Source organism: Proteiniborus ethanoligenes (genome assembly GCF_900107485.1).
In the GTDB taxonomy this organism is placed as follows: Bacteria; Bacillota; Clostridia; order Tissierellales; family Proteiniboraceae; genus Proteiniborus; species Proteiniborus ethanoligenes.
Genome location: NZ_FNQE01000021.1, coordinates 38,980 through 61,041, shown reverse-complemented (window position 1 = coordinate 61,041; position 22,062 = coordinate 38,980). Strand labels below are relative to the sequence as shown.

General features: G+C 32.3%; 21 protein-coding genes. 3 read left to right on the top strand and 18 right to left on the bottom strand.

The genetic code is table 11. The features are described from left to right. Window positions 1-219: 219 nt before the first annotated feature. The gene (locus BLV37_RS09690) at window positions 220-2,082 is read right to left on the bottom strand and encodes a sigma-54 interaction domain-containing protein (protein ID WP_091730627.1); all 1,863 of its coding nucleotides are present in this window, start codon (window positions 2,080-2,082) and stop codon (window positions 220-222) included. A gap of 13 nt (window positions 2,083-2,095) precedes the next feature. Then, window positions 2,096-3,184 carry a dipeptide epimerase gene (locus BLV37_RS09685; protein WP_091730624.1) on the bottom strand — a complete coding sequence of 363 codons (1,089 nt, stop codon included), beginning with the start codon at window positions 3,182-3,184 and terminating at the stop codon, window positions 2,096-2,098. Window positions 3,185-3,476: 292 nt separating this feature from the next. On the opposite strand from BLV37_RS09685, the gene BLV37_RS09680 reads away from it, so the two are divergent. Further along, window positions 3,477-3,737 carry a cysteine-rich small domain-containing protein gene (locus BLV37_RS09680; RefSeq protein ID WP_091730622.1) on the top strand — a complete coding sequence of 87 codons (261 nt, stop codon included), beginning with the start codon at window positions 3,477-3,479 and terminating at the stop codon, window positions 3,735-3,737. 36 nt (window positions 3,738-3,773) lie between these two features. On the opposite strand, the gene BLV37_RS09675 is transcribed toward BLV37_RS09680, so the two are convergent. Continuing rightward, on the bottom strand, window positions 3,774-4,175 hold the full coding sequence (locus BLV37_RS09675; RefSeq protein ID WP_176967942.1) for a C-GCAxxG-C-C family (seleno)protein: 402 nt from the start codon (window positions 4,173-4,175) through the stop codon (window positions 3,774-3,776). 203 nt (window positions 4,176-4,378) lie between these two features. Between BLV37_RS09675 and BLV37_RS09670 the strand changes: the two genes are divergently transcribed. Next, the gene (locus BLV37_RS09670) at window positions 4,379-6,160 is read left to right on the top strand and encodes a M3 family oligoendopeptidase (protein WP_091730616.1); all 1,782 of its coding nucleotides are present in this window, start codon (window positions 4,379-4,381) and stop codon (window positions 6,158-6,160) included. Between the two features lie 195 nt (window positions 6,161-6,355). On the opposite strand, the gene BLV37_RS09665 is transcribed toward BLV37_RS09670, so the two are convergent. The 15 genes from BLV37_RS09665 to BLV37_RS09595 all read right to left on the bottom strand — a co-directional run bounded on the left by BLV37_RS09665 (window position 6,356) and on the right by BLV37_RS09595 (window position 20,918). Continuing rightward, window positions 6,356-6,724: an SdpI family protein gene (locus BLV37_RS09665; RefSeq protein ID WP_091730614.1), complete on the bottom strand. Its 369-nt coding sequence runs from the start codon at window positions 6,722-6,724 to the stop codon at window positions 6,356-6,358. 187 nt (window positions 6,725-6,911) lie between these two features. Next, window positions 6,912-7,352: a hypothetical protein gene (locus BLV37_RS09660; RefSeq protein WP_176967941.1), complete on the bottom strand. Its 441-nt coding sequence runs from the start codon at window positions 7,350-7,352 to the stop codon at window positions 6,912-6,914. A gap of 140 nt (window positions 7,353-7,492) precedes the next feature. Beyond that, window positions 7,493-7,687, bottom strand: a complete 195-nt coding sequence (locus BLV37_RS09655) for a DUF4177 domain-containing protein (RefSeq protein ID WP_091730609.1) — start codon at window positions 7,685-7,687, stop codon at window positions 7,493-7,495. Window positions 7,688-7,728: 41 nt separating this feature from the next. Beyond that, complete coding sequence (locus BLV37_RS09650) at window positions 7,729-8,238, bottom strand: GyrI-like domain-containing protein (RefSeq protein ID WP_091730606.1); 510 nt, start codon at window positions 8,236-8,238, stop codon at window positions 7,729-7,731. 182 nt (window positions 8,239-8,420) lie between these two features. Then, entirely contained in the window at window positions 8,421-10,175 is a 1,755-nt protein-coding gene (locus BLV37_RS09645) for an ABC transporter transmembrane domain-containing protein (protein ID WP_091730604.1), read from the bottom strand. Continuing rightward, window positions 10,172-11,932, bottom strand: a complete 1,761-nt coding sequence (locus tag BLV37_RS09640) for an ABC transporter ATP-binding protein (protein WP_091730601.1) — start codon at window positions 11,930-11,932, stop codon at window positions 10,172-10,174. Before BLV37_RS09640 ends, BLV37_RS09645 begins: the two co-directional genes overlap by 4 nt. Window positions 11,933-12,011: 79 nt before the next feature. After that, window positions 12,012-13,316 (bottom strand): metallopeptidase TldD-related protein, encoded by a 1,305-nt coding sequence (locus BLV37_RS09635; RefSeq protein ID WP_091730599.1) that lies wholly within the window; start codon window positions 13,314-13,316, stop codon window positions 12,012-12,014. Next, entirely contained in the window at window positions 13,316-14,746 is a 1,431-nt protein-coding gene (locus tag BLV37_RS09630; RefSeq protein WP_091730596.1) for a TldD/PmbA family protein, read from the bottom strand. Before BLV37_RS09630 ends, BLV37_RS09635 begins: the two co-directional genes overlap by 1 nt. A 101-nt stretch (window positions 14,747-14,847) precedes the next feature. After that, on the bottom strand, window positions 14,848-15,690 hold the full coding sequence (locus BLV37_RS09625; RefSeq protein ID WP_091730594.1) for an aminotransferase class IV: 843 nt from the start codon (window positions 15,688-15,690) through the stop codon (window positions 14,848-14,850). 94 nt (window positions 15,691-15,784) lie between these two features. Beyond that, window positions 15,785-16,732 (bottom strand): DUF4349 domain-containing protein, encoded by a 948-nt coding sequence (locus BLV37_RS09620; RefSeq protein WP_091730591.1) that lies wholly within the window; start codon window positions 16,730-16,732, stop codon window positions 15,785-15,787. 82 nt (window positions 16,733-16,814) lie between these two features. After that, window positions 16,815-17,717, bottom strand: coding sequence for a hypothetical protein (locus tag BLV37_RS09615; protein ID WP_091730589.1), 903 nt, complete (start codon window positions 17,715-17,717; stop codon window positions 16,815-16,817). A 102-nt stretch (window positions 17,718-17,819) separates the two neighbouring features. Next, on the bottom strand, window positions 17,820-18,344 hold the full coding sequence (locus BLV37_RS09610) for a chromate transporter (RefSeq protein ID WP_091730586.1): 525 nt from the start codon (window positions 18,342-18,344) through the stop codon (window positions 17,820-17,822). A gap of 1 nt (window position 18,345) precedes the next feature. Then, complete coding sequence (locus BLV37_RS09605) at window positions 18,346-18,891, bottom strand: chromate transporter (RefSeq protein WP_091730583.1); 546 nt, start codon at window positions 18,889-18,891, stop codon at window positions 18,346-18,348. Window positions 18,892-19,003: 112 nt separating this feature from the next. Beyond that, entirely contained in the window at window positions 19,004-19,357 is a 354-nt protein-coding gene (locus BLV37_RS09600) for a DUF2680 domain-containing protein (protein WP_091730581.1), read from the bottom strand. A gap of 73 nt (window positions 19,358-19,430) precedes the next feature. After that, window positions 19,431-20,918 (bottom strand): leucyl aminopeptidase, encoded by a 1,488-nt coding sequence (locus BLV37_RS09595; protein ID WP_091730578.1) that lies wholly within the window; start codon window positions 20,916-20,918, stop codon window positions 19,431-19,433. Window positions 20,919-21,067: 149 nt separating this feature from the next. Between BLV37_RS09595 and BLV37_RS09590 the strand changes: the two genes are divergently transcribed. Beyond that, window positions 21,068-22,015 carry a calcium/sodium antiporter gene (locus BLV37_RS09590; RefSeq protein WP_176967940.1) on the top strand — a complete coding sequence of 316 codons (948 nt, stop codon included), beginning with the start codon at window positions 21,068-21,070 and terminating at the stop codon, window positions 22,013-22,015. Window positions 22,016-22,062: the final 47 nt, after the last annotated feature.

Here is a 22,062-nt window from a genome sequence, read left to right as displayed (position 1 = left end):
TAGACTAGTTCAGCCTTTTGCTTGTTAAATGTAATGAATAAGCCTAATGCTGCTGAAAATTCTCTTCATTTTTAAAATGTTATTCCGTTTTCCCGAACCCCTTATAGGATACTTTCAAATCTTAAGGCTTCAATTATCTGATAATTTAAAGTGTTTTAAACTCTTTTGTTGGATATAATAAAATAGTTCGCTATTGCGGACATTTTCCGTTTTCCCGAACTATTTCATATTATATTTTTTGATTTTTTCGTAAAAGCTAGTTTTGCCAATATTTAATGCTTCCATAGCTTTAGCTTTGTTTCCGTTATAATAGCCTATGGCATAGAGCAAAGCACTTTTTTCTGCAGCTTCTATAGCTTCCTTTAATGTTTGTATCTTTTCATTTCTAGTTTTTTTGTTCTCTCTGTTTATTGCAAGAAAATTGGAAAGAATTGTATTGCCTTCTGTCATATTTATAGCTCTTTCAAATACATTTTCTAGCTCTCTTATATTGCCTGGCCAATCATGGCTAATTAGTGTACTAATGGCTTCCATAGATATACGCTTTTCTTCTAATCCAATTCTTTCGCATATCTTTGGTATCATATAATCTACTAACTGATAAATATCTTCTTTTCTTTCTCTTAGTGGTGGTATCCATATTGGAAATACATTAATTCTATAGTACAAATCTTCTCTAAACTTTCCTTTTATTATTTCTTCTTCTAAATTTTTATTTGTTGCAGCTATAATTCTTACATCTACCTTTATGTTCTTTTTACCACCTATTTTGAAAAAGCTTTTGTCCTGCAAGACCTGAAGAAGCTTCACTTGTAGCGCAGGAGATATTTCCCCTATCTCATCTAGAAAAATAGTCCCTCCATGAGCAAGCTCAAACAGCCCAGGTTTTCCTTCATCTCTTGCACCCGTAAATGCTCCCTTTTCATAGCCAAAAAGCTCACTTTCAAGAAGGGTTTCTGGTATAGAGCCACAATTAACATGAATAAAAGGCTTGTCTCTATTTTTACTATTATCATGTATTACCCTTCCTAATAAGGTTTTTCCTGTCCCGCTTTCCCCCAAAAGAAGTACAGTTGAATTAGTTTGCGAGGCTTTAATTGCAAGTCTTTTAACATTTAATATTTCCTTACTATCTCCTATTATTTCTGGAAGAAGCTTTTTAATATTTTCTTCTTCCTTGAGTCTTATTTCCATTTGCTCTAGACTTATTAACGCTTCATCTCTTTCTCTTATTACTTTTTTTATTTCAGAAATATCTTCAACCTTCAACACAGCTCCAGCTCTCTCTCCTTTAATGAACAAAGGAGAAAGGGTGCATATAGTTGCTCTACCATTTATTTCTTTAAATTCATTTTCATAGCTTATGTCTTCTTTAGTAGCTGCTTTATAAAAATCCTCTATGGTATCCCCACCACTGTGTATCTCGAAAATATCCTTGCCTATAACATCAAAATCCTCTGAATGTATACCCTTTGCCCTATACTCCTTTTCAAGAAGAATATCCTTTACTGCCTCCCCTCTAGCAGTATATCCATGGGTCTGGTAAAATTTAAGCCTTTTCGTCTTATGATCTAAAATCACCATATGTCCTATTGCATTCATATATTTCATTATATATTTGTCTTCATCTACTCCTAAGCTTATAATTTTATTCTCAAAATCAATACTACAGTCTATGTTCATGCCTAAAGCCTTTGAATTTAGAGAAAGCTCCTTTGTGCTATGATTTGGAGATATATATTTATATATTGGTAAATTAGGCTTGTCTTCCTTGAATATTCCTATGGCTAATAATGCGTTTCCTGCTTTAATATTTCCATCTCTAACGCCAATATATCCCAAATCTTCAGGCTTTAGGTTCCCATCATCCTTTCCTAAAGAATTGTTTCCTATGATGACTATATCTCCTTTTTGAAGTCTCCCTTCCTTGTGACTAATTTCATTATTACTTACTATTCCAAATATTTCTTTAGCCTTATTATTATATATTTGAATCTTTCCTGAATTATCTATAAAAATAAAGCCTTCTGTCATCATATCAGTAAATTTTCTTTCAAAGCTATCTATACTAAACACTAGCATCACCCTTTAGTTATCAATTAAAATCTACTCCATGAATTTTCTTAAAGCCTAAGCCTGGTTCATCTGATAATGTTATTTTAGAATCTTCAAAAATAGGGCCACCCTCTATAGGATCTATACTACATAAGCCAGGTCCATCTAGGTCTACTTTTGTAATAATTCTTTTGCCAGCAGCTAAATGTGCTGCAGCACTTACACTTAGTTTGCTTTCCAGCATACAGCCTATCATGCATTCAACACCATAGGTTTCTGCTATAGAGCATATTTTAAGTGCATTATATATACCACCTGTCTTCATAAGCTTAATATTAATCAAATCAGCTCCTCTATTTTGGGCTATCCAAATTGCATCTTCTGGTGAAAATACGCTTTCGTCTGCTAGAACTGGTATTGACACATTATCAGTTACATATTTTAGACCTATAAGGTCTGTTGCTTTAACTGGCTGCTCTACCAGCTCTATATCTAAGCCTAGATCCTCCATTTTCCTCAATGTAACAACTGCTTCTTTAGGACTCCAGCCTTGATTGGCATCTACTCTTAAGGTAATTTCAGCTCCTACAGCTTTTCTTATGGCTTGTATTCTTTCAATGTCTGCTTTAGACTCCTTACCTACCTTTATCTTTAGGTTCTTGTAGCCTTTTTGAACTGCATCTAAGCTATCCTGTACCATCTCTTCTGGAGAATTAACACTTATAGTAATATCTGTGATAATTTCTTTCCTATATCCTCCTAGAAGCTTGTATAATGGAGCATTATACAATTGCCCAAACAAATCGTATATTGCCATATCTACGGCTGCCTTAGCACTGGTATTTTTTAATAATGTATTGTTTATTCTTATCATTATCTCTTCAATATCTTCAATACAGAGTCCAATAATTTTTGGCTTTATGAATTCTTCTATTGCACATTTTATAGAACCTATTGTATCTCCTGTAATAACTGCAGTAGATGGAGCTTCTCCATATCCTATATGTCCTGTATCTGTAATTACTTTAACTACTACATCATTTATTTTATCTACAGTCCTCAGTGCAGTTTTGAATGGCTTTATTAAAGGTACTGAAATGATACCTAACTGTATATCTGTTATTTTCATAATATTTCCCTCCTGCTTATATTTGAGAATATTCTGTTAATTTTTATTGTTTAATTAAACACAAAAGCAAAATTCCCAAATATCCCAATATTTTATAAATATATTCTATAAGGATGCTCATACTCCTGCTTATAATTTATTTTGACCATAAAATAAAGAGTAGTTTAAGGATTAGATTTATAAATGTGTTATGTTTGCTGTAAATATAATCTATATTATTTAATTATGTATATGTTTATTATATAATATATGTATGAATATATTATAAGCAGTAAAATAAGGAGGGGGAACGATGAGTCAAAACTATAAGTTTATGCAGAATTCAAAATGCGAGTTCTTTCCTTGTCATAAAGTCAAGGATACTGAAAGCTTTAACTGCTTATTCTGCTACTGTCCACTCTACATGCTAAAGGACAAATGTGGAGGAGGTTTTATTTATAATTATGGAATAAAGGACTGCTCTAATTGTATAATTCCTCACAGTCCTGGAGGATATGAATATATAATGAGTAAGATGGAAAGTGTAATTAAAATAGGAAGTGAAAAAGACTAGGATATTCTAAATGCAGTGGTAACTAATCCACTGCATTTACATTTCCCTAGCTACTATTTCATCTAATATTTCTGCGGCTTTTATGATAACATCTCCACATTTCTTTACTTCATCTCTGTATTTTTCCTTCAATGGAGCACAATTTATACTGCCCATTTCCCTTTCATACTTGTTCAAAAATTCAGATGTTAGCTCCTTTATTCTAGTGCTTTCTCCCGCTCTATGGCTTACAAAAAGATGGCTTAGGACCATTATCCCTGCTGTAAGTGCACCACAAACACTTTCTATGCCCATGCCACCACCAAAGCCTGCCGCAAGCTTTAAAAATTTTTTATCTAGATTCAGCTTGTATGCCTCATTAGCACCATGCAATATTTTTTCGGCACAATTATATCCCTGTTCATTTCCATATCCATTTAGCAATAAATCTTTTAACACATTTATTCCCTCCTTAGCATGTGTATAGAATCTGTTCTTCATAGCTTCATCTCTAGTTTAAAATACTTGTATATTATTATATATTAATATAAATATAATTTAAATAGCAAATTGTTTCGAGTGTCTAAATATTTTTGTTGAAAAACCTATTAATTAAATGTATTATTAAATATGTAAAGTATTTTATTAATGGAGGCGATTTTATGAATATGAGATGGAATTTAGATAAGCTTTACCCATCCTTTGAATCAAAGGAATTTAACTCTGATATGGAAAGGCTATATGAACAAATTGATGAGCTAAAGGAATGGACTGAACTAAATTTTAATTCAACTGAAAATGCAGTAGAAAAAGCAGAAAAATATGTTAAGAATTTTTCCGAATTTTATACTCTATATACTAGACTACTTGCATATGCAAGACTCACAGCCAGTGTAGATGCGAAAAATGAACAAGCATTAAAGGTTTATGATAAGCTAGATATAAAATATTCTGAAATAACCAAAGCACTTGTAAGCTACCAAAAATGGATTGGAAGCATTGATAATCTTGATAATTTGTTAGCTTCATCAGATATACTAAAGGAGCACAGTTTTATAATTAAAGAAGCAGCAAATAATGCAAAATATCTTCTAGATGAAAAAGAAGAAATGATAATATCTAAAATGAAAAACACAGGCTCTACAGCTTGGACTAATCTTCAAAATATGATTACATCTACTCTATTAGTAGATGTTGAATTAAATGGAGAAGAGAAAAAGCTACCACTTCCTGCAGTGAGAAACATGGCATTTGAAAAAGACCCTGAAATAAGAAAAACAGCTTACTATGCAGAGCTAGAGGCTTATAAAAAAATTGAAGAATCATCTGCTGCTTGTTTAAATGGTATTAAAGGTGAAGTAATAACTACCTCAGAGCTTAGAGGATATTCTTCTCCTCTAGAAGAAACTTTAGTTAGTTCAAGAATGGATAAGGAAACCCTTGATGCAATGCTTGCTGCAATGAAGGAAAGCCTACCTGCCTTTCGCAAATACTATAGAAGAAAAGCTGAGCTTTTAGGCCATTCTAATGGACTTCCTTTTTATGATATGTTTGCTCCTATGGGAGATGTAAATATTACTTTTACATATGAGGAAGCTAGAGATTATATTGTAAAAAACTTTAGAACCTTTAGTGATGAGCTTGCTGATTTTGCCAAAAATGCCTTTGAAAATAACTGGATAGATGCAGAGCCAAGAGAAGGAAAACGTGGAGGAGCATTTTGCTCTAATCTTCGCTCAATAAAAGAAAGTCGTATCATGTCTAACTTCAATGGTAGCTTTAGCAATATGACTACTTTGGCTCATGAGCTTGGGCATGGATACCATGGACATTGCTTAAAAAATGAACCTATATTAAACTGTACCTATCCTATGCCATTAGCTGAAACAGCGTCTATCTTTTGTGAAACAATAGTTGTAAATGCAGCTTTAAAAGAAGCATCTCAAGAGGAAGCATTTAGTATTTTAGAATCCTCCATATCTGATGCAGGGCAAGTTATAGTAGATATATTGAGTCGCTATATATTTGAAACTAATTTGTTTGAAAGAAGAAAGGATGCTGCATTATCTGTAAAGGATTTTAAGGAAATGATGCTAGATGCACAGAAGGAAGCTTATGGTGATGGTCTGGATCATGAGTATTTACATCCCTATATGTGGGTTAATAAAACACATTACTATTCTGCTGAAAGAAACTTTTATAACTTCCCATATGCATTTGGACTTTTATTTGCAAAGGGCATATACGCAGAGTATCTAAAACGTGGAGATGCTTTTGTCCCTGAATACAATAAACTGCTCGTAGCTACTGGAAAAAACAATATCGCCGATGTTACTAAAATGGTAGGTATTGATGTTCGTTCAGTAGATTTCTGGAGAAGCTCATTAAAGCTTGTAGAACAAGATATTGAAAGATTTATCCAGCTTGCAGATGCATTAAAATAAAGAGTTAATTTAAATAGATCTGGAGAGTATTGTAATTTTTCAAATAACTACAATATTCCTAGATCTTTTTATGTTGTTGTATCGCAGAAATCCTTAAAGCTAAGGCTGTTGTTATATACAACAGCCACCTTAGTAATTATCTATGGCTTTCTCCCTTTCCAGATATATCTCTATTCTTTCAGAGAATAGTGTGTTTTATCTTAATTTGCCCTCTTTGTCAAATCTCTTAGAAAGTGCTAATTCAGTTGGCAATATTGATAATACCATGATGGCTAACTCAATATAAAAAATCCAAGCTGGTATTTCTTTATAACTTTTTTTAAATAGTAATGCGAAAATTAGAGAAAATATTAAAAGAATAATCCCACTCCAACGCCACACTTTTGCTTGATATAAGTGAGCAAATTCCCATGTCTTGTTATTCTTCATAGACCTTCTAGACCTATAACCGTATATCCAATTTATATTTTTAGGTGGGTGTTTTCTCCATACCATTCCAAATGTAATCATTAAAGTTGGAATTATTATAACTGAAATTAAAACCGAAATAAAAGATTTCATCATTGACCCCCTCCTAATCCAATATATTAATATTTATACCCTTGAAGACCCCAATAGCAAGGTTTTTCCAAATACAATTACGTGTAAATCTAAAATACGTCATAAGATTGCACCTTCATGAACCCTTGCGCAAATGCCTCGTTTTAGATAATCCCGTATAGCTCATTATTTGAGCAATTATATGAATATCCTATACATCTAATATTAATCTTGCTATTTTTTCAATGTCGTTATTCTCCGTTGTATCTACATTCATGTCTCCTTTTATGTTTTCCCATTCTTCATATTGTTTCTCAAGCATTTTCTCAACGGGCTGTGGTAATTTACCATGCATTCTTTGTGCAAATCGTGATTTTATTGTGTCTAAAGAAGCAGTAAACTTCACCTTATATGAATCTTCAATACTACTTATTTTGTTAAACTGCTTTTTCTCTGTTATTAAATATATAACAATTTCTTTAGATGAATCTTTATTAAGAGCTGCATTTGATAACTTATCGTAAAATAATCTCCAAGCTTCATTTTCATTCTTTGCTAGCCTTAAATAATCCTTGCCCGCAAAGACTTCAACATCTATAAGTTCTTTTAATTTATTAGCTACAGTTGACTTTCCTGTGCAGCTTTGTCCCATAAATATATATAACATTATGTCATCTCCTCTCAATCAATTAATCTCTGCAACCTACCTTAAAATCTTGGGCAACAATATGTCATATTCAGGTGCTATAGACTTTTATTTTTTATTTCAGAGTACATGTTTTAGTAAAAATATTATTTTTTTCTCTTAAATACTGCTATTGCTTCTCTACCATATCCATTTGCTCCATTTGTTGAAAAGCAGGAAACTAACTCCCATCCTTGCTCTCCAAGCTTATTTAGCTCGTAATCGAAATCTTCTGTTTCCAGTATTCCTCCGCTGAAACCCTTAAGTTTTATTTTAATTGTTGAATACTCCCATCTTTCCATTTGATTTCCTCCTTTGTTCTGCAAATATAAATATATTATTGTTACTCATCTCTTAAATAGATACAATAATCTAAAATTATTTTCCCATTTTCATCTGGTGTTGTAAAGCGTGGACAATTATAACGCTCAAAAACCCAAGCATTATTTTCAACCTTCCATCCTTCATCTTTAATTTTAGACATACATATATCGTGTGGCTCCTGCCCATAGATTTCTCCATTATCCTCACGACCATAAATCCAACAAATGCCTACATAACCTGAGGGAATGTCAACATACATATAATCTTCTGGAACTGGTGTCTGTTCTGGAAAAAACATGCCTATCCAATATTCAAACTCGTCTGTACATCTCATACAACCAAGATAAGCACCTTCATTTTCTGGCAAACTCCCTAATTCTTCTAAGGTTTTAAAATAACCTTTTTCAAACCATTCATTCCACTTGTTACTAAAACTGCCAAATGAGTCCCTGTCCTTATCAGTATATCGCTTTCCGATTAACCTTAGAGACGGAAATTTTTCTTTATAAATCTTGATAATTTCTACCACTGATAATAACCTCCTTTATAATAAATAATCTTTAATTGTATCTATTCTGCTCCTCTCATTAGCTAAGCATAATTGATTTTTTCTATATTCATTTTATCAAAGAATCTTAATTTATTATTTTAATATATGGATAATTTCTCTACTTAAAATTATATCCTCATCATTCCCTACATTAGAATATCTTATATGCTCTCTCCCCATATTAGCTTCATCTCTTCATTGTTTCCAAGCAACTCATCAAGCTTTCCTTGTGCCATAACTTTTCCATCCTTGAGTAAAATTATGTTGTCAGCTCTTTTTAATGCCCCTCTTCTATTTGAAACTGCTATACAGGTGGCATTCTCTTTTTCAAAAAGTCTTGTCCATAAAGCTTCTTCTGTTTCAACATCTAGTGCACTAGAAATATCATCAAACACAAATAACTCTGCATCTCTTACAAACATTCTTGCTGCCGAAAGCCTTTGCTGCTGACCTCCTGAAAGCTTTACTCCATTGGTGCCAATGACAGTATGTATACCATTTTGGATATTTTCTATATCTTTTTCCATAACAGCTAAATATATTGCATTGTTTATATCTGACTTGTTTTTATCCTTCCCTAGCAGTATATTTTCCTCCACGGTTGTACTAAAAAAATGAGGTATTTGTGGAGAATAAGCTATCCTTGGCGGAATAAAAAATTCATCTGGTTTATTTACCAGGTTATTATTCCAATACACCTTCCCATCTTGAGGCTTTAGTAATCCTAATAAAGTTCTTAGGAGTGTTGTTTTACCTGACCCTACTCTACCTGTTACAACTGTAAATGTGTTTTTTTCTACATTTAAGCTTATATTTTCTATTCCTCCACCTGTCTCTGGGTAAAGATAAGTCAAATTTTCGGTGGATAAAGCTGTTAGCTTATCCCCATCTTCAAGATTATTTTCTTGAATTTCCGGTATCTCTTCCTTAATATATAAAGGAGTATTTTCCACAAGATTTTCTCTATTTATTCCTTCACTTATATCTGAAATACTTTTGATGGCTACAGCAGTATGCTTGTATTTTGTCATAACATTGCCAAAATACTGAATGAAGGAGGATATAAAGTTCATATAGTATATAAATATAGTGAAATCACCTAAATTAAATTTTTCTTCTTTAATTGAAAAGGATACAACTATTAATATCATTCCAGTTCCTATACTAAGAATATTTTCATAAATCGACATTAAAAGCTGTGTAAACATATTGTCTCTTATGGCAAACTTTTCTCTCGCTGTATTCAGCTTTTTAAAGTTTTCCTTCATGCTTTCTTCAGAGCCATATACCTTTATAGCTTGGATATTTGTAAACATCTCTCCTAAAGCTGAGGATACTACTCCCGTTGCTTTTCTGTTATCTTTTCTGTATTTTGTTATTCTATTTCCTGTCATTCTTACAATTATTATTACTGATATTAAGGGAGAGAATACCAGCAAGGTTATTTTGTAGTTTATTTTTATTAGCACGAATAAGGACAAGGCTGAAAATATGAATACACTAAGGAATTCATTGAAGCATACTGTGATAAAATCTTCAATTTGTCCTATATCTTCTCGAAAGCTATTCAGTGTATCTCCATTAGATTTGTTTAGAGCCTTTGCGCCTGGTTTTTCCATTATCTTGTTTAAAAGATTAACTCTAACTAAGGAGCTTGACACAAACCTTGATGTTGCATTTGTTATTGAGTAAAAGTAAACAGAAACAATTCTAGCTAAAAGAACAGCAATAAAAAATCCTATAAACCACCAGACTGTTGTGTCTGTCTTCCCCTTTTCATAGTTGCTAAAAATTTCTCTCATTAATAGACCTGTTACTAAAGGAAACATAGTTGCTAATTGATAAGTGATATAGCTATTTAAAAAAGCAATAGGTTTATTTTTCAATATTTTTAAAATCATTTTGAAATTTTTCATACTACTGCCTCCTCTTGAAGTCCAGTTTTCAATAAATTATAAAATTGCGAGTCTATATCACTTTCAAGCTCTTCTCTTTTTCCATATTCTAAAATTTTTCCATTTTCCAAAATCATTATTTCATCAACAAAATTTATAGTCCATGTTCTATGTGCAATAATTATTCCAATTCTTCCTTGAAGCAATTTTATTATTGTGTTTTGTAGTTGTCTTTCTGTTTCTGGGTCTAATCTTGAAGAAACCTCGTCTAAAATAATCATATATGGATTTTTCAATAGTACTCTTATAAAAGCTAAAAGCTGTGCTTCTCCCGCCGAAAGTCCAACTCCATTTGTCCCAAGGACAGTGTCTAAGCCTTTTGGGAACTTATCAAACCATTCTTGCAGGCCTATTTCTCTGATAGCTTCATATATAAGGTCATCACTTATAGCTTCGTTATAAAAAGTAAGGTTGTCCCTTATGGTTCCGTTAAATAATTGTACTTCTTGAGTAACATATGCAACTTTACTTCTTAGCTCCTGTAATGATATATCCTTTATATTATGATTACCGAGTCTTATTTCACCAGAGTTTACATCATAAAATCTTATGAGCAGTCTTGCTAAAGTAGTTTTACCGCTTCCTGTTCTTCCGAGAAGTCCTATATTCTTGCTATCTTCTATTTTAAAGGATATATTCTTTAGTATTTCTTCATCTTTCTCATAGCCAAAGGTTATATTGTCTACTGTTAGATGAGGATTTTTATCAATAATTAAATTACTTTTACTATCTCTCACTATACTTTCCCTAAGCAATAGCTCTTCTATTCGTGAAATACTTGCACCAGCACTTTGCATATCCTGTAGCTGTCTTTGTATAGCATCAATAGGTCTTACAAGGTAATTAGCGTAATTGAAAAATAGATATATTGTTCCGATAGAAACAACATTCCTTTTCCATAAATATGTACCAATGATAAAAGAAATTGCAAAGCCAATGGCTTGAAGTGCAAGCATTACCATAAACATACTCCAGCCTGCAACACTAGATTTTTTTCTACTTGGAAGCCATTCCTTTTGAAGCTTATGAAGTCTATGCATAACATAGTCCTTAGCTCCATTTCCCTTTACATCTTCTGTATTACTAATGCTTTCCCCAACAAATCCAAAAATCTTTGTGGTTATCCTTCTGTTTTCCTTCCAATATTTTGTCCCAATATTTTTAAATTTCATCAAGGCCCAAAAAGCAATGGCAGAAAAAATCACCTGTGCAATTCCTATCCTAAAATCTTCTCTGAAATACATAAGGAGTACTCCTATAAGGAGTATGCTATTGCTTACTAGTACAATTCCCATTCTAGAGAAGAAATTGAATAATATATTTACGTCTCCATCAATTATTTCTATTAACTCTCCTGGTCTTTTCCCCTTATAAAAATCCATATCCAGATGTAAGCAATGCTCTACTAAATCCTCTCTTAAAGAATTAGTTGCACTCCATCCGACTTTTTGCGCCAGGTAGGTTGTTACTAGGGATAAAAGCTGTTGAATAATAGCTAGAGAAACATATAAAATCGCCATTTTAGTTAGTAGTGAATAATTATCATTATTTAGGGCGGTGTCTATAAAGCTCCTTACGATCTGTGGATTGATTAGCTGTAAAATGATTCCACATATAAGGACAAGAGACAGTAATAAAACCTTCATCTTTTGACCATGTAAATATTTGGACAATAGCTTTAAATAAGATTTGATTTCAGATTTCATCTTTACTCTCATTCCTCTCACTATGCTTAAAGCACAAAATTTAGAAACGTCCTTATACTGATTCTAAAGTCAATATAAGAACGTTTATTTATTACTCTACTCCTGCTATGCTCACATTTAATAGCTTGATTGACTCAGGTCCTTTAAAGTTATTTGTTTTTTGCAGCTCTTTAGATAGATACATTTCCTTATGGACTTCATTTATATTGCCTGAGATAGAACCTCCTGTTACTGGTATTACCTTTTCACCGTCACTATACCAGCCTAATCTTATTTCTCCTGCAAAATCACCTGTTAATGTATCCATTTGGAAATCTGAAAACACTTTGATTTCTAGGTACTTACCTATCTTAAGCTTTTCTATCTCTTTACTTCCTCCATCTACTATAATATTTCTTATGCTTCCTGTAGGCTCTATACCTAAATAATGTGAATATCTCGTATTGCCCCAATATCTTTTTAATATACCATCTCCATATAAGGAAACCTTTTTTAATCTAAGTCCATCTGAATCATATGGAGCTGATAGCGTTGAGTTTTCTAAGTAAGGGTCAAGATACATATTAACCTTATCTCCTTTTATATTGTCCCCTTGTATGCTTTTATCTAGCTTAGCAATAGAAAATTGTTCATATACTGAATGAGCACCTGCCTGGTCATAATAATAGCTGAAAAACTCTTTTACAGGTTCTCCTGACAATATTACCTCCACATCCTTGAGAACTGGTGTAGGCTTAGCTATGGCTTTATCTCTACTCATGGTTAGCATTTCGTCTACGGATTTCGTTATTAATTCTTCATCATAATCAGAAAATATAAGATCCTTATAAAGCTCTACTTCTTCTCCGTTTTCCTTCCAATTAGTTATAAATTCTAGTTCTCCCCTGTATGTTTCATATGATACTTCTAGGCCTTCTGAATTTAATATTCTTGTATATATCTTATTTAAGAAAAGCTCTGCTGAATTAATCCATCCATTAGTATAATTGTCGCTCCTAAAAATTTCATCTGTTAGTATTGGCATCCAGCTTGATAGAGATGGTTTTGTAAATTTATTTTCCATTATAGGCTGTATCTCTACCTTTGGTTTAACTAATGGATAGTATTCATTTTTCACAAAGCTAGCTCCATATAATGCACTATTAATTGCCTCTTTTATTTCTTCCTCTATCATTGTAGGATGTATAGAGGTTGTAGAAGAGCCTCTATATTTTTTACCATCCTCTTCAAAGTCCTTATACACAGTAACTTTAATATGATGAACATCCTTAGCTCTATTCATATCAAGCTCTTTTTTTATAAAAAATAATTCCTTTGATTCTATTATTCTTTCGTCTATTTTCCAACCATCTATACCATTAACATTCCATAATATATTTTTAATTTTCTCTATCATTATCCCAACCTCACTCTTGCTTTGATATATGGACCTCCATCAGCTGCCTTTACCCATTCCTTGTAGCCTTTTCCACAAGCTCCTGAGCCAAATATTTCTACTTCCTCAGATACCATAGAGATAGAGCTTAGTACATCTGGTACATAGCCAGTCATAATAACAGGAGACATAATATTGCCAGTAAATTTTCCATCTTTTATTTCCTTCGCCATAAGAATCATACATTGTATTCCCCAATCCTTAGGGTCCTCCATGCCGCTTAGCATCACATCAAGAAGATATCCTTCTTTTATTGAAGAAATCATATGATCAAGCTTGTCATCCCCACCTGAGAAAAAGGTGTTAGTCATTCTAGCATAAGCCTTTCTCTCAAAGGATTCTCGTTTTCCATTTCCTGTTGGTGTTGTTTTTAATCTAAGAGCCGATAACAAGTCTGATATCCCAGTTTTAAGGATTCCCCTATCTATGATTATAGTATCAGTTCCAAGAACTCCTTCATCGTCAAAATAATAAGAGGATACATTTTCGGCAGCTGCTGCTCCGTCATGCATAGTTACTAGTTCTGATGCCACTTCCTTACCAATATATTCAGCAGCCTTTGCTCGATTTTTAACAAACATATCCATCTCTACCCCATGACCAAAGGCTTCATGTGCTATTAAGCCTGCTATACCTGGCGAACATATTACATCATATTCTCCTGGAATAATTTTTTTAGCATCTAAAAGCTTTTCTGCAAGCCTTACTACATCCTTTGCTTTGTGCTGTAGCTCATCAAGTATTTCAACGCCTTTTAATCCGGACACACTATCATAATAGTATTTAGTGTTATCATCCCTTCTAACTATTGCAAACATGCTTCCCTGCCCCCATATGTAGGATTGCTCTAGCTCTTTATTCTGTGATATGAAAACTTTAGATACATGACATTCCTCATATGATATTCTAAAATCTACTAGTTGCTCGGAATAATTAAAGGCTTCATCTTTTATTCTAGTCATTTTTTTAATTTTTTCTTCTGCTGTTACCTCTTCAGGAAGTATTTTTACTATTTTAAAAAGCTTATCTGTAATTCTCTCTTCTTCAATTAAAGGGTAAGAGCTAACTTTTATGGAAGACGCTTTCAATTTTTCTATATCCTCATTAATCTTTTCTTTAATATTTTGGATTAGCTCTTCTATACCTTCTTCTCTAAGCTCATTAAAGGAATACTCAGAATAATTGTATCCATTATGGATTCTTGCTACAAACCCTCTCTCAGCCCAGTCTGTATCGTTTATGCTTACTCCTGTTCTTCTAACTTGATAAGATTTACCACATGTATCTGTGCCTAAGACAGAAACATATTTGAAGTCCTCAGACAGTAATTCTATTAGCTTCTTTAGTGTCTTTTTTTGATTTGTCAAATATATTGACATATGTACCTTCATAACACACCTCCCGATTTATTAAGATTAGATATTAACTTATAATTTCACTTTAACAGTAATTTGTAAACATTGCAATCATTTCCCAAAACAAAAACTGTGCCCTATTTGACACAGTCTTTTCTTTCATTAATATAGCTTTGTATTTTTCTTAGATAGCCTTCTGAAATTCTTTTTATTATAGGATTACTTGTTGAATGGAGCTCAATATTATTTATTGTGGTAATGGGAAGCACGTTAACTGATGTTCCTGTCATAAAGGCTCCGTTCAAACTTTTTAAAGATTCTTGGTGAATCTCCTCTTCTACTACATGGATATTTTCTTCCTTACAAATCTTCATGATTTCGTTTCTTGTTATGCCTAATAGCACATCTCCCGGTGGAGCCGTATATACTCTACTGCCTTTTACAAAAAACATATTAGACCTACTGCCTTCTGTAATGTAATCCTTATTATTCACTAAAAGAGCTTCATAAGCCTTCTGCTTTTTTATCTCTTCATTTATTCTTTTTCTTATTTCATTATTAACTATTTTAGCATTAGGGTTTTCCCTTTCTAAATAGTACAAAATAGTATGTATTCCACTTTCATACATTTCCTTTTCAGGATAACTGCTCCTTATAAAATAAATTATAAAAGTCTGTTCTTCTTGATCTAAGTCTCCACATAATAACTTTATATTTAAATTGTACTCACTGTTGGCAGCTATCAGCTTGTGTATTTCATCTTTTATTTCTTCATCAGTTCTTCTTATTGTCTTGCCTATAAGCTTAGCAGACTTTCTCATTCTCTCTAAGTGATCCTCTAAAAAAATTGGAACACCATCAATTATTCTAATAACCTCGTATATTAATGGAGAGGTGGCTTTTACAAAGCCTCTATCATCACAGCTAGGCAACAAAGTAGAATTGTACATATAATAATTTAATATAGCCTCGTTATCCATGTTCTGCACCCCTAGAAATTTATCCTATTATATATTATAACCCTGGTAACAAAAAAATAATAGAAATCTCTTTCTATTATTTTTTAAATATTAATTATTCTTCTTTACCTTTATCCTTACCTTTACCTTTTTTTGCTTTTTTCATTATATAAAATACTGCTGCTAATATGATCAATGTTAGTATGATTACAGGAATTAAGGTAGCTATAAGTACTACAAGCTCTTTACCTACAGTAATAATGCCTTTTATAGAATTTTTAAATCCGTTTTCTATCCTGTCTCCTAATGTTATAGGCTCTGGCTTTGTAATTTCTCTCACTTCATAAACATGCACATTTATTGTTGCAAAGCTTACAAGATTATCCCATTTTCTTAAGGTACCTGTTAGATTTTCTATTTGATACCTAATATTTGATAACTCTCTTTCGATTTCAATAATATCTGTGACCTTATCTGCTTTTTTAAGTATTTCTAGTAATCTTTCTTCTTGAATTGTTAAGGATTTTAGTCTGGCCTCTGAATCAAAATATTCACTTGTAATATCAGAGCCCCCACGTTCATTTCTTATTATATTTCCAATTGTAATTAAATCATCTAATACCGCTTTGTAGCTCTTTTCTGGAACTCTAAGTACAAATGATGCTTCTCTATTTCTAAAGTCTTCCGTATTGATTTTTCTACCACCTGTAATAGTTGAGTTTTCTATATATCCTCCTACAGAATTGACCTTATCGATTACTGCATTCGTAGCCTTATCAAACTCAGTTGTTTCTAGCTCAAGCTGTGCAGTTTTTATTATTTTTCTACCATCAGTTGCTTGGTTTTCAGGTTCTACTTCATTATAAGCATCTCTATCCATCATTGAAGCACTACCAAATTTTACAGAGTTATCGGAGGGTTTAGCTGCTTCTGATACTTCAGCAGTTTCATATTGTGCTTTATCCATAGGATAAGAGCTTTTAGAAGAACAGCCTGATATTATTAAGGTAAGAATTATAAACAATGAAATTATATATATTCTTTTTTTACTCTTTAATAACATAATAACCACCACCTTTATATTTATACCTATTAGACGATAGTCAATTATGTTTTGTTCCAAGCAGCATAAAGCTATAGAAGTCTTAATGTACCTTGCCCATTATGCTATCAATGTTTTTTAAGGTAATATCTCTTTTTACCTTTAAAAGCTCTAGGTTCTCTTTAGATATGGATGAATTCATATTGATCATTGATAGGTTTAGCTTTTCCATAAGGTCTTGATCTTTTTTATCAAGTTTTATCCTTGTTCTTACTATGTTCATTGCCTCTAATCCTTCTTTTATGTTTTCTATGCTTTTATTCCACTCATCCTTCATAGCATTTAAATATGCCTGTCTAATGTAATGTTTTATTCTCATTAAATATCCTTCATTGTTTCCCTTATATGTATCAAAAAAAGGTGACATATTAAAGCTCAAGCTATTTGAATAGTTAAGTGAGTTTAATATACTTTTCTCATCTATTGACACGGTTAGATTATTTAATGAATCTTCAAAACTTGAGATTTCTTTCTCTTTAAGCCCTTTTTCCATTGCTAATAGCTCATACTCACTCCAGGAAAAATGTATTTCCTTTGAGATTTTTTTTGCATCATCCCACATAGAGGTTATCTTTTCCTGTTTTTTCTGTGATGTTTCCATTGTTTTTTCAGCTTCTTTGTTTTTAGATGGGTCTTGACTTTTATCTTTCGAGTTTTTAGCTTCTTCATTAGATTCATTATTTTTATCTTCTGTTGATTTTTTCCCTTCCTCAGCTTCTTTTTCTGTTATTTCAGGTTTTTTACTCTCTTCTATTATGCCTTCTAGTTTATCCATTAGCTCTTCTGTCTTCTCTACCATTTGCTTCAATGACTCTGGTATTTTTTCTGTTTCTTTTTCTATCATTGGTTTTTCTTGTTTTTGTGCACATGAAGTCAATAACAGAGCTATTATAGCTATAAAGATTATAAGCCTTAAAATTTTTATTTTCCTTGTATAGATGTACAAAAAAATCACCTCGGATTTAGTATATCCAAGATGATTTCTTTTATAATTTATGATTTCTCTATTAGATTTATATATTTATAATTAGATCCTGTTAATACGTATCTAATAAATAAAATATCCTGCTATTCCAGCTAAAAGTGTGATTAATATAGGATTCATTTTAAGCTTCCATGTAGCTAAAAAGGCTAAGGCAAAAAATATAATACTTTTATAATCAATAAAGGTTTCTTTGTTTATTAGAAGTAGCATAGCAGATAAAACTAGGCCTACTACAACGGGTCTTAAGCCTACAAAAGCATTTTCAACGTATTTATTGTTTTTAAATTTAAAGAAAAAATTGCAAATAATAAGCATAATGATTACAGAAGGCAGCGTTACTCCTAATGTAGCAAAAAAAGAACCAATTACACTATTTGTAACAGTATATCCTATGTAGGTGGCACTATTTACTGCAATAGGGCCTGGTGTTACCTGAGAAATAGCAACTATATCAGTAAATTCACTGATACTAATCCAGCTATTAACATCTACTACCTCAGTTTGTATAAGAGGAAGCATAGCATAACCTCCACCAAAGCTAAAAAGACCTATTTTAAAAAAGGTAATAAAAAGCTTTAAGTAAATCATTTTAAGCTCCCCCTTTTTTAATTACATTTACATAGATATTGCCTCCAATAGCAGCTAAGATGATAAATAATATGGGGGTGATTTTTAGATATTTAACAGCTAATGCAACTACTATAGGAATTAAATAGCCAATTCCCTTTAATCTTGAATTTTTTGATAAGCTAATGACTGAAACTGCTATCAATGCTACTACAGCAGGTCTTATTGCTTTAAAAGCATTTTCAACAGCCTCCATATCCTTTAGCTGTCTAAAAAACATAGCAATGGCTAGTATTATTAAAAAAGACGGTAATATTGAACCAAGAGTAGTAAAAAATGCACCCTTGTATCTGTCCATTTTAAATCCTACAAAAACAGCAGTGTTTACTGCAATTGGTCCAGGGGAGGCTTGCGCTAATGCTAAGGTATCAATAAATTCATCCTTTTCAATCCATTTTTTCTTGTCTACTACCTCTGCTTCAATAAGTGGAACCATAGCATAGCCTCCACCTATAGTAAAGGCTCCTATTTTGAAAAAAACAGAGAACATTTCTAAATATTTTTTCATTATTACACCTCTTTTTCTGTTTAAAGGATCTATACCTACTTTATCAAATAATTAGAGAAAAGTGTAGATAAAAAATGAAAAGCTACCTAGTTATTAGGTAGCTCCACTTTAATTAATTATTGTTCCATCTAAATCCATTCATTGTGCCTCTTCTTTGACCTTGCTTAAATCCATTCATCGTTCTTCTCCCCGCTCCTCTTTCATTAGGGTCTAAACAATCTGCTGGAAAATTAAATCCTTTTTCTTCGTGGTACTTTACCATGCTTTCAATTCTTTCATTAAGTAATTTGCCTTGTTCTTCTGTAATATCTCCAGCCTTTAGAGCTTCATTAACTCTGTCCTTTTTCCAGCTAATCATTTCATTAAACCAGCTTGGTACATCAACCTTAGAATCTGCAAATGCCATAGCTCCCATTGAGAGCACAAAAATTGCTACCAATGTTAAAGTGATTATTTTCTTTTTCATAATTAAATACCTCCTTCATATTTTGTATCTTAATTATAGAAAGAGAATGTGAAGGAAATATGAATTAATAAATTTATTTATTTAGTTTTTTTACCATTTCATAAAGAGTTCTTACTCCTACTCCAGTTCCTCCTTCTGCAATGTACTCAGAGGCTTTGCTAGTAAATGCTGTTCCTGCTATATCCATGTGTATCCAAGGCTTATCTTGAACAAATTCCTTTACAAATAAAGCTGCTGTTATAGCTTGTGGGTTTCCAGCAGAGTTAGTTAAATCTGCAACCTTTGATTTAAGCAATTCTCTATATTCTTCAAAGGCTGGCATTCTCCATACCTTTTCACCTGTTACCTTTGATGCGGATTCTAAAGCCTCATAAAACTCATCATCATTCGATACAACAAGTGTTGCTCCTCCTCCTAAAGCAACTATGGCCCCTCCTGTAAGTGTAGCTATATCCAACACCCTTGTTACTTTTTCTTTTTCTATAGCATAGTGAATAGCATCAGCAAGAGTTAGTCTACCTTCAGCATCTGTACTACCAATAAATATAGTTTTACCTGCCATAGAGCCTATTATATCCCCAGTTCTATAAGCATTACCATTTATGGAGTTTTCACATGCTGCAACTACTGCTACTACATTAGCCTTAAGCCTTCTCTTTGCTATAGCTTCCATTGCACCAACTACAGAAGCAGCTCCACCCATGTCACTTTTCATATTTACCATACTATCCTTAGGCTTTATACAAAGACCCCCACTATCATATGTTAGTCCCTTACCTATAAGTCCAATTATCTCATTGCTTTCTTTGTCACCAAAATATCTCATTACTATTAATCTAGGTCTGTTCTCTGATGCTCTTCCTACAGCTAGGAATGCTTCCATATCAAGCTCTTGAATTTTATCTTCTTTAAAAATTTCAACCTCAAAGCCATTTTCTTTACCTGACTTTTCCGCAATAGAGGCTAGCTTTGCGGGGGTAAGTACATTTGCAGGCTCATTAACCATGTCTCTCGCTAACAAGGTAGCTTTACTGAGTATATTACCTTCCTCTACACCTTTACTTAAATCTTGGATATGATCAATATCATTTCCTATAAAATATATGTTTTTTACTGGATTTTCTTTTTTGTCCTCTATATATTTGTCAAATTTGTAGCTCCCGAGTAATACTCCCTCTGTCATTGCCCTTGAAGCTTGGCTTAATGAATATCCTTCCTTTATTTCAACTGGATAAAAGTCTACACTTTTTGCCTTTAATCCTATTGCTTCTTTCATAGCCTTTGCAGAAGCTTTTCTTATTTTTTCTAGGTCTAATTCTTCTCCTTTACCTAAACCTAGTAAGATAACCTTGTTAGGATAATCTTTTTTAGGTAGCTTAAAGCTTTGAACTTCATTATATTTCCCTGTAAATTCTTCTTCAGATATTAAATGCTTTACCATTTCCTCTACTTCTTTTACAGGAAAAGTAATTTTTAATACTTCTAATTCTTGAAAACATGGTAATACAATAGCTTCTGAAAAACCATCAGATGCTTTTTTGGTTAATACTTCTAATGTCATAAAAACACTCCTCTACATAAAATATTTCTCATACTTATACATTTCTATATTTAAATAGATTTTCCTTCATTCAATCTTTTTATATGTATATTTTTTATTCTTTATAATAAATATGAACTAAAGAAATTTAATCTTAGGGGGCCATTAGCTTGATATACGCAATTTTATTTTTCTGTATTGGATTATTACTGATAGTTAAAGGTGGAGATTGGTTTACAGAATCTGCAATTTCAATAGCAAGAGCTTCTGGGCTTCCTGAGGTTCTAATAGGAGCTACTATTGTAAGTCTTGCAACAACATTGCCTGAAGCCCTAGTGTCCATATCAGCTGCTGAAGATGGCTATACTACAATTAGTATAGGTAATGCAGTCGGGTCAATTATTTGCAATATTGGCTTAATTCTCGCTTTTATTAACATAATTAAGCCTAGTAAAATTACTAGTAACTTCTTCAAGCTTAAATCTTTACTTATGATATTATATTTTGTGATAATGGCTTATTTGGCTATTGATGGAAGAATAAACAAATCAGACGCTATAGTTCTTATTACTATGCTAATAGTCTATATAGTCTTTGATTTCTTTATCTTAAAAAATAAACTGGATAAGAAGCCAGTCAAGCAAAAGCTTCATCTAGATTCTAAAATGAAGCTAAAAATTGGACTATTCTTCGTATTGGGAGCTGTTGCCATATTAGCAGGCTCTGAGATATTAGTTCACAGTGGTGTCATATTAGCAAAGGGTATAGGAGTTCCTGAATCAGTTATTGCATTATCATTAATAGCAGTAGGTACATCTCTACCTGAGTTTGCAACAGCTCTTACAGCTCTTAAGAAGGGGCATGCAAATATATCTATTGGTAACATATTAGGAGCAAATATATTGAATATAACTATGGTTACTGGTATATCTGCCTTCGTAGCTCCTCTTAAGATTCTAAAGCAAAATTTGTTCCTAGATTTTCCTGTTGCCCTTTTAGTAATGCTAGTATTAGTTATTCCTTCATTTATTAGTAAAAGGATTTATAGAGTTCAAGGATTGGCGTTGCTGATAATTTATATTTCATACTTGGTGTTTATGTATAGTGTGCATATGTAGTTAGATGAAAAACCACTTCCTGTTATTTACAAAGAAGTGGTTTTTGT